This window comes from Frankia sp. EI5c, from assembly GCF_001636565.1.
Classification (GTDB): domain Bacteria; phylum Actinomycetota; class Actinomycetes; order Frankiales; family Frankiaceae; genus Parafrankia.
On record NZ_LRTK01000106.1, the window covers coordinates 14,390 to 28,383 of the forward strand.

Annotated in this window: 9 protein-coding genes and 14 pseudogenes; 17 read left to right on the plus strand and 6 right to left on the minus strand. The window is 74.6% G+C overall.

The window, feature by feature from the left end; translation table 11 throughout:
• Nucleotide 1: 1 nt before the first annotated feature.
• From UG55_RS43410 to UG55_RS43440, 7 genes and pseudogenes are all read left to right on the plus strand, one after another.
• Nucleotides 2-94, plus strand: a pseudogene (locus UG55_RS43410) (DUF5926 family protein); the annotation flags it as partial.
• 1 nt (nt 95) lies between these two features.
• A pseudogene (locus UG55_RS43415) lies at nt 96-245 on the plus strand (DUF5926 family protein); the annotation flags it as partial.
• 7 nt (nt 246-252) lie between these two features.
• Nucleotides 253-806: FAD-dependent monooxygenase (locus UG55_RS43420; RefSeq protein WP_242425076.1), on the plus strand; the 554-nt coding region annotated here is incomplete at its 3' end.
• Nucleotide 807: 1 nt separating this feature from the next.
• Nucleotides 808-869 (plus strand): annotated as a pseudogene (locus UG55_RS43425) (hypothetical protein); the annotation flags it as partial.
• Nucleotide 870: 1 nt separating this feature from the next.
• A pseudogene (locus tag UG55_RS43430) lies at nt 871-928 on the plus strand (hypothetical protein); the annotation flags it as partial.
• A 1-nt stretch (nt 929) separates the two neighbouring features.
• Nucleotides 930-1,227 (plus strand): annotated as a pseudogene (locus UG55_RS43435) (geranylgeranyl reductase); the annotation flags it as partial.
• Nucleotide 1,228: 1 nt separating this feature from the next.
• Nucleotides 1,229-1,437, plus strand: a pseudogene (locus tag UG55_RS43440) (geranylgeranyl reductase); the annotation flags it as partial.
• Nucleotides 1,438-1,641: 204 nt separating this feature from the next.
• Here the strand turns inward: UG55_RS43440 and UG55_RS43445 are convergent.
• From UG55_RS43445 to UG55_RS29685, 6 genes and pseudogenes are all read right to left on the minus strand, one after another.
• Nucleotides 1,642-2,190: pseudogene (locus UG55_RS43445) on the minus strand (MinD/ParA family protein); the annotation flags it as partial.
• Between the two features lie 1,500 nt (nt 2,191-3,690).
• A pseudogene (locus UG55_RS43450) lies at nt 3,691-3,779 on the minus strand (1-(5-phosphoribosyl)-5-amino-4-imidazole-carboxylate carboxylase); the annotation flags it as partial.
• Nucleotide 3,780: 1 nt separating this feature from the next.
• Nucleotides 3,781-4,473, minus strand: a pseudogene (gene larB, locus UG55_RS24950) (nickel pincer cofactor biosynthesis protein LarB); the annotation flags it as partial.
• A gap of 32 nt (nt 4,474-4,505) precedes the next feature.
• Nucleotides 4,506-5,465 carry an aminoglycoside phosphotransferase family protein gene (locus UG55_RS24955; RefSeq protein ID WP_066073924.1) on the minus strand — a complete coding sequence of 320 codons (960 nt, stop codon included), beginning with the start codon at nt 5,463-5,465 and terminating at the stop codon, nt 4,506-4,508.
• The coding region (locus UG55_RS43455) for a hypothetical protein (RefSeq protein WP_242425077.1) at nt 5,465-6,575 on the minus strand (1,111 nt) is incomplete at its 5' end. The genes UG55_RS43455 and UG55_RS24955, both read right to left, overlap by 1 nt.
• A gap of 167 nt (nt 6,576-6,742) precedes the next feature.
• Nucleotides 6,743-6,895 (minus strand): hypothetical protein, encoded by a 153-nt coding sequence (locus UG55_RS29685; RefSeq protein ID WP_199865254.1) that lies wholly within the window; start codon nt 6,893-6,895, stop codon nt 6,743-6,745.
• Nucleotides 6,896-7,322: 427 nt separating this feature from the next.
• Between UG55_RS29685 and UG55_RS24965 the strand changes: the two genes are divergently transcribed.
• The 10 genes and pseudogenes from UG55_RS24965 to UG55_RS43495 form a co-directional block, all read left to right on the plus strand.
• Nucleotides 7,323-7,914: GNAT family N-acetyltransferase (locus tag UG55_RS24965; protein ID WP_242425078.1), on the plus strand; the 592-nt coding region annotated here is incomplete at its 3' end.
• Nucleotide 7,915: 1 nt separating this feature from the next.
• A pseudogene (locus UG55_RS43460) lies at nt 7,916-8,165 on the plus strand (GNAT family N-acetyltransferase); the annotation flags it as partial.
• Between the two features lie 5 nt (nt 8,166-8,170).
• Nucleotides 8,171-8,786: dihydropteroate synthase (gene folP / locus UG55_RS24970; RefSeq protein WP_242425079.1), on the plus strand; the 616-nt coding region annotated here is incomplete at its 3' end.
• Between the two features lies 1 nt (nt 8,787).
• Nucleotides 8,788-9,064: pseudogene (locus UG55_RS43465) on the plus strand (dihydropteroate synthase); the annotation flags it as partial.
• Nucleotides 9,065-9,123: 59 nt separating this feature from the next.
• Nucleotides 9,124-9,568: dihydroneopterin aldolase (folB, locus tag UG55_RS45765; protein WP_396231015.1), on the plus strand; the 445-nt coding region annotated here is incomplete at its 3' end.
• Between the two features lies 1 nt (nt 9,569).
• Nucleotides 9,570-10,003 (plus strand): annotated as a pseudogene (folK, locus tag UG55_RS43480) (2-amino-4-hydroxy-6-hydroxymethyldihydropteridine diphosphokinase); the annotation flags it as partial.
• 40 nt (nt 10,004-10,043) lie between these two features.
• Nucleotides 10,044-10,481, plus strand: coding sequence for a DUF3180 domain-containing protein (locus UG55_RS24980; RefSeq protein WP_066073935.1), 438 nt, complete (start codon nt 10,044-10,046; stop codon nt 10,479-10,481).
• A gap of 153 nt (nt 10,482-10,634) precedes the next feature.
• Complete coding sequence (locus UG55_RS24985) at nt 10,635-11,342, plus strand: hypothetical protein (RefSeq protein WP_066073938.1); 708 nt, start codon at nt 10,635-10,637, stop codon at nt 11,340-11,342.
• A gap of 107 nt (nt 11,343-11,449) precedes the next feature.
• Nucleotides 11,450-12,480 (plus strand): annotated as a pseudogene (locus tag UG55_RS48220) (hypothetical protein); the annotation flags it as partial.
• A gap of 285 nt (nt 12,481-12,765) precedes the next feature.
• A pseudogene (locus UG55_RS43495) lies at nt 12,766-13,903 on the plus strand (helicase-associated domain-containing protein); the annotation flags it as partial.
• Nucleotides 13,904-13,994 lie beyond the last annotated feature (91 nt).

Here is a 13,994-nt window from a genome sequence, read left to right on the forward strand (position 1 = left end):
NGGTGTCGGCGGAAGGGCTGCTCACCGTCGGTGAAGGTTCGCGGTTCGTCGGGTCGTTCCGCGCCGACGGGCTGGTGGTGCCGGTCTGGGACCTNGCGCCCGGCACCGACGCCGAATCCTGCGAGAAGCCCGCCGAACAGCTCTGGTCAACCCTGCGTGACGTCCTCGCCGACCCGCGGGAACTGACGGCGCAGGAGCGGCGGGTGCGCGCCGGTGTCGTCGGGCGCACCCTCACGCTCCGGTAGACCAGCGGTGCCGCCCTCCGAAGAGCTCGCCAACGAGGTGTTCGACGTCGTCGTGCTCGGCGCCGGACCCGCCGGCACGGCCGCCGCGCGCGCCGCGGCCGAAGCGGGCGCCAGCGTGTGCCTGCTCGAACGGATGGACGTCCCGCGCTACAAGACCTGCGGCGGCGGCCTGGTGGGCCTGTCGACGGACCACGCCCGGATCGACCTGGCGCCGCTCGTCCGCGCCCGGGTCGACGCGCTCACGTTGACGTTCGACGGCCGGCGCGCCGTCACCCGGCACCGCCGTGACGGCCAGCCGCTGCTGTCGATGGTGATGCGCTCCGAGCTGGACGCGGCACTGCTCGACGCGGCCAAGGCGGCCGGGGCACTGATCCGCACCGCGGCGCACGTCACCGGCCTGAGCGAGGACGACGGCCCGGGGAAGGCGAGCGGCGAGGTGACGGTGCTGCTGCGCTCCGGCCCGCCGGTGCGCGCGCGGGTCGTCGTCGGCGCGGACGGCACCTCCGGCCGGGCGGGCACCTACGTCGGGGTGACCTGCGATCAGGTGGATGTCGGTCTGGANGGCGAGTTCGAGGTTCCCGGCACCGTGGCCGACGAGTGGGCCGGTCGACTGCTGCTGGACTGNGGCCCGGTGCCCGGGTCGTACGGCTGGGTCTTCCCCAAGGGCAGGGTGCTGACGGTCGNGGTGATCGGCAGCCGGGAGGAAGGCGCGGCGCTGCGGAGCTACTACCAGGCGTTCGTCGAGCGGCTCGGCCTCACTGACCTGCCCAGGCTGCACGACTCCGGGCATCTGACCAGGGTTCGGGCCGACGGCTCGCCGCTGCGGCGCGGCCGGGTGCTGCTCGCCGGGGACGCCGCCGGCCTGCTCGACCCGTGGACCAGGGAGGGCATCTCCTTCGCCCTGCGCTCCGGTCGGCTCGCGGGCAGCAGCGCGGCCGCGGCCGCGGCCGGTGAGCTCGCCGCCCTCGACCGCTACCCCACCNAGATCGAGGACGTCTTCGGGCCGGAGATGGCGGCGGGCCGGGTGGTGCTGGCCGCCTACACCCGGCGCCCGGCGCTCATGCATGCGCTGATGGCCGGGGTTCCCGGGACGTTCGGCCTGTTCAGCCGAATCATCGAGGGGCGATCCACGGTGGCCCGGCAGCTGCGCCGGCCGGGCGTGGCCGCCGCCGTCGCCGCACTGGCGAAATGACGGCGACCCGAAATGACGGCGACCCGGGACNGGTAGCCGCCCGGCACGCGCGGTCCGCGGCCTACTGGAAGCGCTCGGCCACCGCGCCCGCGATCTCCTCGTAGGCTCGCCGGGTCTCGCGGCGGAGCTCGTCGAGGTTCNCCGGGCCGCCGGCGGCGAGATGCGGGTCGAACGGCACGCGCACCACCTGGCGGGTCCGCGCCNCGAAATGGTCCTCCAGCGCGTCGATGTCCACCGACTCGCCGGTCTGCGGAAACATCGTGATCACGGTGACGGCCTCGCTGACGTGCGTGTTGTAGCCGTGGGCGTCGAGCCAGTCCAGGGTGCCGCTCGCGCTGGCGCCGCCGTCCGCGCTCGCGTTGCTGACGATCACCAGGGTGTCGGCGAGGGCCAGGACCCCGCGCATGGCGCTGTGCACCATGCCCGTCCCGCAGTCGGTGAGCAGGATGGAGTAGTGCCGCTGGAGCAGGTCGTCGACCGCCCGGTAGTCCTCGTCCGTGAAGGCGTCCGAAAGCTCCGGGTCGCTGGCCGAGGCCAGAACCTCCAGCCGTGACTCGGACTGGGACAGATAGCGGCGGACATCCACGTAGCGGTGCAGATGGTCGGCGTCCGCGAGCAGGTCGCGGACGGTGTGTGGGGTCGTTCGGGGCAGGCGGGTGCCCAGGGTTCCCCGGTCCGGGTTCGCGTCGATCGCGACCACCCGGTCGCCGCGCAGGCTGGCCAGGGTCGAGCCGAGTGAGGCGGTGGTCGTGGNCTTCCCGACGCCGCCCTTGAGAGAGAGCACCGCGATGCGGNGACAGTCGTGCAGCGGGGTCCGGATCCGGTTGAGCAGGCGCCGGTGACGGGCCTCATCCGGGGACGGGCCTGGGTTGAGCGCGCCGGCGGACACCTGGTAGATCAGCCGCCGCCAGCCGCGGGACGCTGTGTCCGCCGCCTCGGGCAACAGCGCGCCGGCGGGCAGCCCGTGATGCGTGCCCGCGGCCTGGTCCGCCTCGTACTGCTCGGCGTCCTGGTACGGCTCGGACTGTGGGTAGCCCGGATAGCCCGGGTCCGGATAGCCCGGGTCCGGATAGCCCGGATCCGGATAGCCCGGATCCGGCAGGCGTTCGGGGTACGGACGGGACATCGGGTATCCGCCGGATGGCGGGTACTGGCCGGGTTCCGGGAACTGCGGGTGCTCCTCGTGACCCGGGTACGGCGCTGGAGCGGGTGGTCTGTCCCAGGACTCGGTGCCCGGCGGTTCCGGCGGGGGCGAGGCGGGCGGTGGTTCCCGCAGCCAGGAGGCGATCCGCCCGGACCGGTAGGGATCGGTTCGCGGCGCCGTCGACGCCCCGGTGGAGCCTGGTGGTGGCGGCGGCGCGAGGTAGCCCGGTGGTGGTGGCGGCGGAGTCGTCGGGAGCTGGCCGGTGGGTGGCGGGGCAACAGGCGGCGGAGCGGGATAGAGCGTCGACGGCCGGTACTGGGCGGTGTCCGGCGGCAGGCCGTGATCGAGCAGCGGATCGAACGTCCGGGTGGGAACTCCGTCGATCATCCGGGCCGGTTTGGGCGGCTGCGCCGCCGGCATGGCCGGGTCGTTGAAGGCAGGTCGGATCGACGGCCAGGTATCCACCCCCGGGCGGGCGGTTNCCGGCCACCCGGGAGGTGGTGCCACGGGCTGGTCGCCTGAGGGCGGGGTCCACGCCCCCGCCACCTCGCCGGGGTTCGGCCACAGCTCAGGCGGCGGATCCGCGTACGGATTCCGCGGCTGGTAGGACAGCGGCGGCGCTGGCGGCGCTGGTGCTGGTGGCGGCGCCGGCGCTGGCGGCGGTGGAAAGGTGGTGGGCAGGGGCGGTGGAAAGACGGTGGGCAGGGGCGGCTCGAAGGTGTCGGGTCCGCCGACCTCGATGCCGCCGACCTCGATCCCGCCAACGTCGATGCCACCCACGTCGATCGGGTCGGAGACGGCCGGGCGGCCGGGGCCGCGGTAGGGCACGTCAGCCGTCGACTCGTCCCGCCTGAGCACATCGTGCTGGCCCGTGACCTCCACGGACATGCCGCCAGGAGGCAACGGGCGGCCTGGGCCACCGATGTCGTCGGTCCTGTTCATGATTGGGTGCTCATGATCCTGCCTGGGANGAACGGCCGCCGGGTGGCGAAACCACACGGTCGACCCTGCCTCGGCACACTGTCCAGCCCGTTCCTCCGTTCGGGCGGTCGACGACGAGCGCTGATCCCAGAATGACACGACCAGGCGGACTCCGACACAGCACGGCCCTACTGCCGGCGGGCGACCCGAGCGGCGAAGAGGCCCGCGCCGAAGCCGTTGTCGATGTTGCAGACCGCGATGCCCGGCGCGCACGAGGNGAGCATGCCCAGCAGGGCCGAGAGCCCGCCGAAGCTCGCGCCGTACCCCACACTCGTCGGAACCGCCACCAGGGGCGTCCCGACCAGGCCGCCGATGACGCTGGGCAGGGCGCCCTCCATGCCGGCCACCACGACGAGGCAGTCGGCGCGCTCCAGCACCGGACGGGCGGCCAGCACCCGGTGCAGCCCGGCGACCCCGACATCGCGGACCATCTCCACGCCGGCCCCGGCGGCGCTGGCGGTCATCGCCGCCTCCTCGGCGACATGGGCGTCCGAGGTGCCGGCCGCGACCACCGCCACCAGGCCCCGCGGCTCGGGCAGCGGGCCGATCACCACCGTCGCCGGCCGCTCGGTTCCGGCACTGATCCGGGCGTCCGGCCAGCGGTGGAGCAGGGCCGCCACGGTGGCGTGGTCCGCCCGGGTGACCAGCGTCGGGCGGGTGGCGCCCGCGGCCCGGCGCAGCGCGTCCACGATTCCGACGGTCTCCGCGGCCGTCTTGCCGGCACCGAAGACCACTTCAGGATCACCGGTACGGATTCCCCGGTGCGTGTCGACACGCGCGTAGCCGAGATCGTGGAAACCGGAGCCGTCGGCGCCCAGCGGTCCCGCGGCCAGTTCGGCCGCCGCGGCCTCGGGGTCGACCTGACCGTTCGACACGGCCGTCAGCAGAGTCCGTAGGCGCTCGGGATCCATGACCCGATGCTGCCACCGCGTCCTCGGTCCGCTCAGCGGTAGGGAGCCCACACTGTCTCGTCCGAGCCCGCGCGCAGGCTCTCCAGCCTGACCGCGAACTGGGCCGCCGCGCTCGGGCTGCTGGCGAGGATGGGCACGACGCTCGTCACGAGTTTCAGTTCGCGCACCGCGCGCAGCGCCGGGAACCCGTCCCAGGCCGTGACGTCGAACCGGTAGGCGCGGGCCAGCTCGTCCTGCGCGGTGGACGGGCGGCCGAAGCGCAGCGTGCCCACCGCAACCGGGACGAGGTCCCACTCGGCCGGCCCCAGACAGGTCGCGTCGAAGTCGCAGATCACGACCTCACCGCTGGCCGTGTGAATCAGGTTGCCCAGGTGCGCGTCCCCGTGGACGACGGTCCGCGGCAGCGCGTAGCTGACGGCTCCGAGAGCGTCGGCGACCCGCAGCGTGAGGTCCTCCAGGAAACGGCGGTCCCGGTCACCGAGACCTTCCGCGTCAGCGAGCCGCCGCCGGACGTCGTCCAGCGGATCCCAGGTCGGCAGCGGAGGGTCGGGCGGTGCCAGGGCGTGCAGGCGGAGCAGGATCTCCGCCAGACTCCGGGCAGGGTGCGGGGCGCCGCCGCCGGCGCCTGCCGGCGGCCGCTGGGCTGGCCGGGTGTGCTGGGTGGGTGGGGTCGCGTCCCGCCAGACCGTGGCGAGATGGCCCTCGACCTCTACCGGCGCGGGCACGCCGGGGAGTAATCGCACCGCGGGCATCCCCTGATCGGCCAGCCACCGCGCGATCCGCACCACCTTCGCAACCCGGTGGTTCAGCCTGGTGGAGCTGGCGATGCGCACGATCGCGGCTTCGCGGGGCAGCCGGTACACCGCGTTGACGGTCAGTTTGATCGGCTCGGCGCCGCGGTCGTCGAGACCGAGGCGGGCGCAGAGCTGGCCGAGGACCTGCCGGGAGCGTGCCGCGGTGAATCGGCCGTCCGGCGTGTCCCGGCCGGGCATCAGAGGTCCAGCGCGGGGGTGGGGACGGCGGCCGGGTCAGGTCGCTGCCGGGACGCCGACCGCTGCCATTCCCGGATCAGCGCCGCCAGCTCCCGCACCCCGCGGACCTCACCATGCGGCGCGGTGACCGCCAGCAGCTGGTCCGCGCGGCTGGAGACGGAGGCGACGGTGCGCCCCCACGAGATGCGGATCGCCTCGGTCGCGAGCTCGCAGACGCCGTCGAGCTCGAGCCGGCCCTGGCGGGCCATCGCCAGCGCCAGGTCGAGCCGGATGACCGAGCGGAAACCGGGCGCATCCATGCTGTCCAGCCTGGGCAGCGCCAGGTCGGCGTGTTCCTGGGCGGCGCGGGGCCGGCCGAGCAGGCACAGCGCCGTCGTCGCGTTGTAGGACACCTCGACCGGGTGGAAGGTGTCGAAACTGGGCCCGGGCCGGCCCCACTGGTCGGCCGGGATGGCGTCGGCCAGGTCGTAGGCCCGTTCCAGGCTTCCCACGGCGCCGCGCAGGTCTCCGAGGGCGGCCAGCGCACGGGCCTCCTGGCACACCAGGCGCGCCCGTACCGGCCCGTTCCCGACGTGCCGCAGGCCGTCCCGGGCCAGCCGGAGCGCCTCGTCGGGGCGCCCGCCGTAGAACTCGTTGACGGCGCCGACCTCGCGCGCCGAACCGCACAGCGGCCCGTCCCCGGCCTCGATGCCGGCGAGATGACCCTCCGCGGCGAGCTCTCGGGCGGAGGCCACATCGCCCTGCTTGAAGGCCGCGTCGGCGCCCAGCACGGCTACGCGGCCGGCCAGCAGCACCAGCTGCCGGGAGTCGTCCGTCGCCATCGAACGGCGACCGAGGCGCTCCAGACCGCGGCGCAACCGGGCCGTGCGGGCCCGGACATGGGCGGGCGGCACGATCTCGTGCGTGTCGATGACCTCGCCCAACGCCTCGTTCGCGCGCTCGAGTGCTAGCTGTACCGGGCTGGCCGCGAGCACGTCAGCCACCTCCATGATCGGGCTCTGGGTGAGCAGCGCGCTCACGACGGCGGCACTGGCGCTCAGGTGGAACTGCCTGCGGTCGGGGAGCGCCGCCGGGCCTTCGGCGGCGGCCAGGTCCTCCGGGGCCTGCCGGNCGGGCGGCTGCGCCGGGTAGTCCTCCGGCCGGTCGTCCGGGGGGGTGCGGGCCGGCGGGATGAAGATCTCGTCGTAGGCCGGCGCGGCCAGCGGCGTGGGTCCGTCCGACTGCGGCATGCCTGATCCTTCCTGTGTGTCACGAGGAGCGTTCGTGACCATGCGCTGTCAAGCTAACGACAGCGAAGTCCTTCCGCCGGTGCGCCGACGGACGGCCACCGGGTGGACCACGGCGATCACGGTCGCGCGCCCGCCCTCATGCCGGCGCCGCTGCTCGTGCGGATGCGTCCAGCAGACGGCGGCGGCGATTGTCGCGTGCACGATCCGATGCTACGGGTCGCGTATGTCGGACAGTGATGGGCTTGTGTCACAGCAATGTGGCCTGTCGNGGGTTGTGTCACTGATGTCCGGGCAGTGCTTTTCCTACCCACCGCGGCGGTTGTAGAGATCGGGCCATATGTAACGTTTATTGTCGTTTGCGAGGGACAGCTGACCGGCCGGTCGACCGGCCCCGCCAGGTCGGGAGCGGTGAGACTCCCGATGTCGAATGTGGGTGGGATACATGGATGTCGGTTGTCCCGGGGCGCGCCGAAGGCCCGCCGCGGCCGCGCCGGCGCTGGCCACGGGCCGGGCCGCCGCCCGCACACGGACGAGGCGAGCTGCACATGTGGCGCCGCTACCCGCGTGCGGGGGGGCTGGATCGGTAGCCTCGGTGGCGTGGTCGAAGAGTCCGTTGTCCGGGGGCCCCGTGGTCGTTGATCCGGCGAGCCTCGCCGGTGGCGACGCGCTCGTCGCACCGCGGCGGGTGCTGCCGGAGAACGACGTCGAGCTGGCCCGGGAACTCGAGGAGCTCGCGCACCGCGCCTGGCCGCCGCTGCGGGAGCGGACCCACGCCGGGTGGGTGCTCCGTGAGTCCGCCGGCTCCTCGCGCCGCGGGAACTCGGTGTGGGCCCGCGGCGATGTTCCGGACCTCGCGGATGGTCTCCGTGTGGTCCGGGCCTTCTACGAGGCGGCGGGCCTGCCGCCGGCCTTCCAGGTCACCCCGGTCGCCCGTCCCGCCGGCCTGCTGGACGCCCTCGACGCCGCCGGGTATGACGACGCCGGGCCCACCGATGTCTGTGTCGCCCCGCTGGCGGGCCTGATCTCCGCCCGGACCACCCGCGGCGTCGAAGTCACTGAAAGTGACCATCCGGACGGGCGGTGGATCGCGGTCGCCGGAAAGGTGCTCGCCACCTTCGACACGCAGCTCGCCGGCACGCTCAACGTCCTGAAGTCGTTGGAACTGCCCCAGCGGTACGTAACCCTGTCCGTCGAGGGCGCCGCGGTGGGTGTCGGGCGCGNGGTGCTCGACGGCGGCTGGCTCGGGATCTACAGCATGGCGACCCTCCCCGCCGCGCGGGGTCTGGGCGTCGCCGGGCGGGTGCTCGCCGAGCTCGCGGACTGGGCGGGCGCCAGGGGGGCCGAGCGGGCCTACCTCCAGGTGGAGCGGGACAGCGCCGCCGCCCGGGTGCTCTACACTCGCCGCGGCTTCCGGCCCGTGTACGAGTACAGCTACCGGCGGCTGACGGCGCCGCCGGCCCGACCCGGCACCNGCGCATGAGCGCGGGTACGAACACCCCGACCGCCGGACTGTTCACGCCCGGAGCCCCGACCCGGGTGATGGGCATTGTGAACGTCACGCCGGACTCGTTCTCCGACGGCGGCGCCTACCCGAACCCCTCCGACGCGGTCCGGGCCGGCCACGCCATGATCGAACAGGGCGCCGATCTGGTGGACGTCGGCGGCGAGTCGACCCGCCCCGGTGCGTCCCGGGTGGTCGCCAGCGAGGAACTGCGCCGGGTGCTCCCGGTGGTGGCGAAGCTCGCCGCCGCCGGCGTGCCGGTGAGCATCGACACGAGCCGGGCCTCGGTGGCCTCCGCGGCGGTGGACTCCGGCGCGGTGCTGGTGAACGACGTCTCCTGCGGCATGAACGCCGATCTGCTGCGCGTCGTCGCCGACCGGGGCGTGCACTACGTCCTGATGCATTCGCGCGGATCCAGCGCCGACATGGGCACTCTGGCCGTCTACGACGACGTGGTGACCGACGTGGCGCGGGAGCTCGCCGTCCGGCTGCGGGCCGTGCTGGCGGCCGGCGTGGCGGAGGACAAGGTGATAATCGATCCGGGGATCGGGTTCGCGAAGACCGCGGCCCACAACTGGGCCCTCCTGGCGANCCTCGAGCCGCTGGCGGCGCTCGGCCGGCCGCTGCTGGTCGGCACCTCCCGCAAGTCGTTCCTCGGATCGGTGCTGAGCCGCCCGGGTTCGCCCGCCCGCCCGCCGGACGAGCGGGACGACGCCACCCAGGCCACGACGGTCCTGCTGGCCGAGGCAGGGGTGTGGGCGGTGCGGGTGCACGCGGTGCGGCCCGCGGTCGACGCGATCCGGGTGCAGCGGGCCTGGCGGGCGGCCGCCGCCGCGCGGCGGCCGGCGGCGGCGGAGGCCGCCCGGTGACGGCGGCTCCCTTCCCGTCCGGTGCGCACCGCGACCGGGTCACGCTGCGGGGTCTGCGGGTGCACGGGCGCCACGGTGTCCTGCCCGCGGAACGGGAGCTCGGCCAGTTCTTCGTCGTCGACGCGACCCTCTGGCTGGACACCGGGCCGGCGGCGGCGTCCGACGACCTGACGCTGACCGTGCACTACGGCGAGCTCGCGCAGGCCCTGACCGACATCGTCGCGGGGGAGCCGGTCGACCTGCTGGAGACCCTCGCCGACCGCCTGGTGCGGGCCTGCCTCGCCGATCCGCGGGTCGGCGCGGCCGAGGTGACGGTGCACAAGCCCGGGGCGCCGATTCCCCTTCCGTTCGCCGATGTGTCGGTCACCGTCACCCGGTCGCGGGCGGACGTGGCGGCGCCCGCCGTGGCGCATGCGGACCACGCGGTGGTCGCCATCGGCTCCAACATCGGCGACCGGCTGGCGTTCCTGCGCGGGGCGGTCCGTGAGCTCGACGCGCGGCTCGNGGTGCTCGCGACATCGCCCGTGTACGAGACGGAACCCGTCGGTGGCCCCGCCCAGGACGACTACCTCAACGCGGTGGTCCTGGTCGCCGCCGCGCCGCCCGGGGAGCTGCTGGCGGCGGCGCGGGCAGCCGAGGAGGCCGCCGCGCGGGTGCGGACCGTCCGCTGGGGACCACGGACGCTCGACGTGGACATCATCGCCTGCGGTGACCTCCGCAGCGACGACCCGGACATCCTGCTGCCACACCCGCGGGCCCATGAGCGGCTGTTCGTCTGCGTCCCCTGGCTGGATGTCGAACCGGAGGCCACCTTGGTCGGGCACGGCCGGGTGGCTGATCTCGTGGCGCGGATGAGCGCCGAGCCTGGTGTGGTGCCGCTCCGGCGCACCTCCTACGACCTGGCCGGGCCGGGCGACCTGGCCGGGCCGGGCGACCTGGNCGGGCCGGCGGGCGGCGGCCCCGCTCGGGGACCGGAGCGGTGAGACCGACCCACGTCCGGGACCTCGTCTCGGTCGCCGTAGTGGTCGGCGCGTCCGTCTATCTGCTGTTGTGGTGGCGCTACCGGTCGATGCCGCAGATTCCCGCGACGACCTCGCTGTCCGTACTGCTGGTCGGCCTGATCGAGCTGCAGACGGCGTCACTGACGAAACGCCGTCTGGCCGGCCGGCCGGGGACGCGGCCGATCCTGCCGCTGACCGTCGCCCGGCTGGCCGCGCTCGCGAAGGCGACCTCGGTGGTCGCGGCGGCGTTCGCCGGCGGATGGACCGCGGTGCTCGCCTACACCGCCCCTCGCACCGACGAGTTCGGGACGGCCGGTGCGGACGCGCTGGCCGCCGGCCTCGGGCTGGGCGCGACGGCCGTGCTGCTGGCCGGCGGGCTGGTGCTCGAACGCGTCTGCCGGATCCCCGACCGCTGATCGTGCGGGGGGCCGTCGGTTGCGAAGCCGACCAGGCTACTCTGGGTTCTGGTTGTGGGGGCGGCGAGCGGGGTTGCTGTGAGGTGCGGCTCCAGGAGAGGCAGGGCGTCTACGGGGGCGCCTCACGGAGGCGCCTGAAGGAAGGGGCCGGCTGTGGTCGCTCAGGGCCAGAACACGTTCTCCGGGCCCGGTGACGGACGGGGCGGCCCCGGCGGTGGTCAGCCGACCGGAGCGAGCCGCCCGCGCCAGGCTGGCTCACGCCTGGTGACGTTCGGAAACCTGCGGACGGGCCCGGCGCGGCAGCCGGACTCCCCGGCGCGACCCGGCCCCGCCCGTGGCGGTTTCGACCCGGCCGAGATGTCCACCGAGCCGGCGCCGGGCGCCCGCCGCGACTTTGCCGACCTCGACGAACCCACCGTGCGCCCAGCGCCCACGCCCAGGCCCGCTCCGGCGTGGTCGGAGGGGCTGGAAAGCGTCAGCACCACGGGCTACCAGGAGCGCGTCGCCGACCAACAGCCGGCCGGCTACCCGGACCAGTGGCCCTCCCGCCCGTTCGACGAGCAGGCGGTTCCGCGGCGCCGCGGGACCGTTCCACCGCCCGCTTCGCCTGCCCGCTTCGCCGCTCCCGGCCGTCCGCCGGCTCCCGGCCGTCCGCCGGCTCCGGCCCGTTCCCGGCGGCGGCGCAGCCCGGTGCTGACGGCCGTCAAGGCGGTGCTCGTCGGCGCGACGATCGTGGTGGGCGTCTCGGTGGGCCGTGCGCTGGCACTTCCCGGCGATCAGGATGTTCCGTCCCGCCTCGCGGACTGGGCTCGCGACAACCATCTCTCGGTCGTGGTGGACAAGGCACACGACCTTCGCTGACCTGGCCGGGCAGCGGGGAAGTCACGGCGGCTACCGTCATCAGGGTGTTCCCGTCGACAGGCCAGGCCGCCGGCCCGCCCGGATCGTTGGCGGCGTGGCTGCGCGCGATGCCGGACGATGCCCTGGTGCGGCTGTTCGGGCTGCGGCCGGATCTCGCAACCCCGCCGCCTCCGGACTTCGACGTGCTCGCGGCCCGGCTGGAGATCCGAGGGAGCGTCAGTCGCGCGCTGGAGCGGATGGACACGTTCACCCTGGAGGTCGTCCAGGCGCTGACGGTGTTGCCGGCGCCGGTGTCCTTCCGTGACCTGACCGAGTTCTGCGGCGGTCATGATCTTCGACGGCCGGTGGACATCCTGCGGGAACGCGCTCTGGTGTGGGGTCCGGACGAGGCCATCCGGCTGGTCGGGGTCGCCCTCGACCTGTTGGGCGGGCGGCCGCTCGGGCTGGGGCGTCCGGCGCGCCAGTGCCTCGGCGCCTACCGCCTCTCCCAGCTCGCCCGGGTAGCCGCCGCCGTCGGCCTGCCCGGAGCCGCCTGGGGTCAGGCGGTCGACCCCGGCGGCGCGAAGGCCACCGAACCAGGCCGGCGCGACGGTCTCATCGAAATGATCTCCACCGTCCTCGGTGATCCGGCCCGCGTCGCCGCCCTGCTCGACGAATGCTCGCCGCGGGCCCGTCAGCTCGCCGAGCGGCTGGCCGGCGGCCCCCCACTGGGTGCCACGCCCGACGCCGAGCGGGTCCTGGACGTCGCCGACGCGCACACACCGGTCGAGGAGCTGCTGGCCCGCGGCCTGCTCGTCGGCATCGAGCCCGGCACGGTCGAGCTGCCCCGGGAGGTCGGCCTGTTGCTGCGGGGCACCCGGCCGGCGGGGGAGCTGCACCCGGCGCCGCCCGAGGTGACCGGCCGCGACATCGGGGTGGACGCGGCCGACCCGGCCGCCGCGCTTGCCGCCGACACGCTGGTGCGTGCGGTCACGACGCTGCTCACCGCCTGGGGAACCGCACCGGTGACACCACTGCGCTCGGGTGGTCTCAGCGTCCGCGACCTGCGTAACAGCGCCCGGCTGATGGACCTCCCGGAGGCACAGGCGGCGGTCGTCATCGAGACGGCGGCCGCCGCCGGCCTGGTGGACGCCACGCCNGGTACCGAGGTCCAGTTCGTACCGACGAACACCTACGACCGGTGGTGCACCGAGTCGGTGGCCATGCGGTGGGCGNTCCTCGCCGAAGGCTGGTTGCNCTCGCCGTCGGCGTCCTGGCTGGTGGGCGAACGGGATGAGCGCGGCCGCCAGCTCGCCGCGATGTCCTTCGACACCCGCCGCCCCGGCGTCCCCGAGCTGCGGGCCGAGGTGCTGCGGGCGATCCTCACCGCCCCGGACGGGATCGCGCCGACTCCCGAAGCGGTGCGTGCCCGGCTCGCCTGGCNTTCGCCCCGCCGGACCGGCCCGCTGTTCGGGGGCATGATCGACGGCACGCTCGTCGAGGCGGAGCTGCTCGGGTTCACCGGTCGCGGCGCGCCGACCAGCCTCGGACGACTGGTGGCCGGGCGCGGAACAGCCGACGAGGGCCTGTGCGGCGACCTGGCCGACGCGATGGCCCCCCTGCTGCCCGAGCCGGTCGAGGAACTGCTCATCCAGGCCGACCTGACCGCGGTCGCGCCGGGGCCGCTGGTGCCGCGGGTCGCGGCCGAACTGTCCCGGATGGCCGACATCGAGTCGGCCGGCGCGGCCACCGTGTACCGCTTCACGGAGAACTCTCTGCGCCGCGCGATGGACGCGGGCAGCTCGGCGGACGACCTGCACGACCTGCTCGGCCCGCTTGCCCGGGGCGGCGTTCCCCAGACGCTCACCTACCTCATCGACGACACGGCGCGCCGGCACGGCCGCCTGCGTTCCGGGCCCGCGGCCTCCTACCTGCGATGCGAGGACACCGCGCTGCTCACCGAGGTGGTGGCGTCGCGGCACACCCAGGCGTTGGCGATGCGCCGGGTGGCCCCGACGATCGTCATCTCCGCCCTGCCGGTGGCCGAGCTGCTGGACGGTCTGCGCGCGGCCGGCTTCGCCCCGGTCGCGGAGGGCCCGGACGGGCGGATCGTGCTGCCGCGTCCCGAGGTGCACCGGACACCGGCCCGCATCCGGGTCGCCTCCGCCAGCCCCGCCGGAACCCGGGTGAACCAGCTCCACGACGTCGTCCGGCTGGTGCGGCGGGGAGACGAGAGCGCGCGGGCCGCGCAGGCCGCGCGGGCGTCCGCGGGCGACGAGCTCACGTCGGTCCGGTCGGCGCCGCTGATCCTGGTCACGTTGCAGGGAGCGGTGCGGGACGGCCGGCGTGTCCTGCTCGGGTATGTCAACCAGGAGGGAGCGTCCAGCGATCGGGTGGTCCGCCCGGCCACGCTGGACGGCGGCTGGTTGACGGCCTGGGACGAGCGCAGCGCGGCACATCGCCGCTTCGCCCTGCACCGGATCACCAGGGTGGCGGAGATCGGCGACGCGTTCGACGGGCAGCCGCCGCCACCGCCCGGTGGTGACTGGATCATTCCACCGGTGGCCGACGAACCGGCCTGACCACGGTACCGTCGACAGCGGTGGCACCGAACAACAGCGGAAGGCGGTGGCGGGCTTGCCGGATGGTCCTCTGAGCGTCCAGTCGGACAAG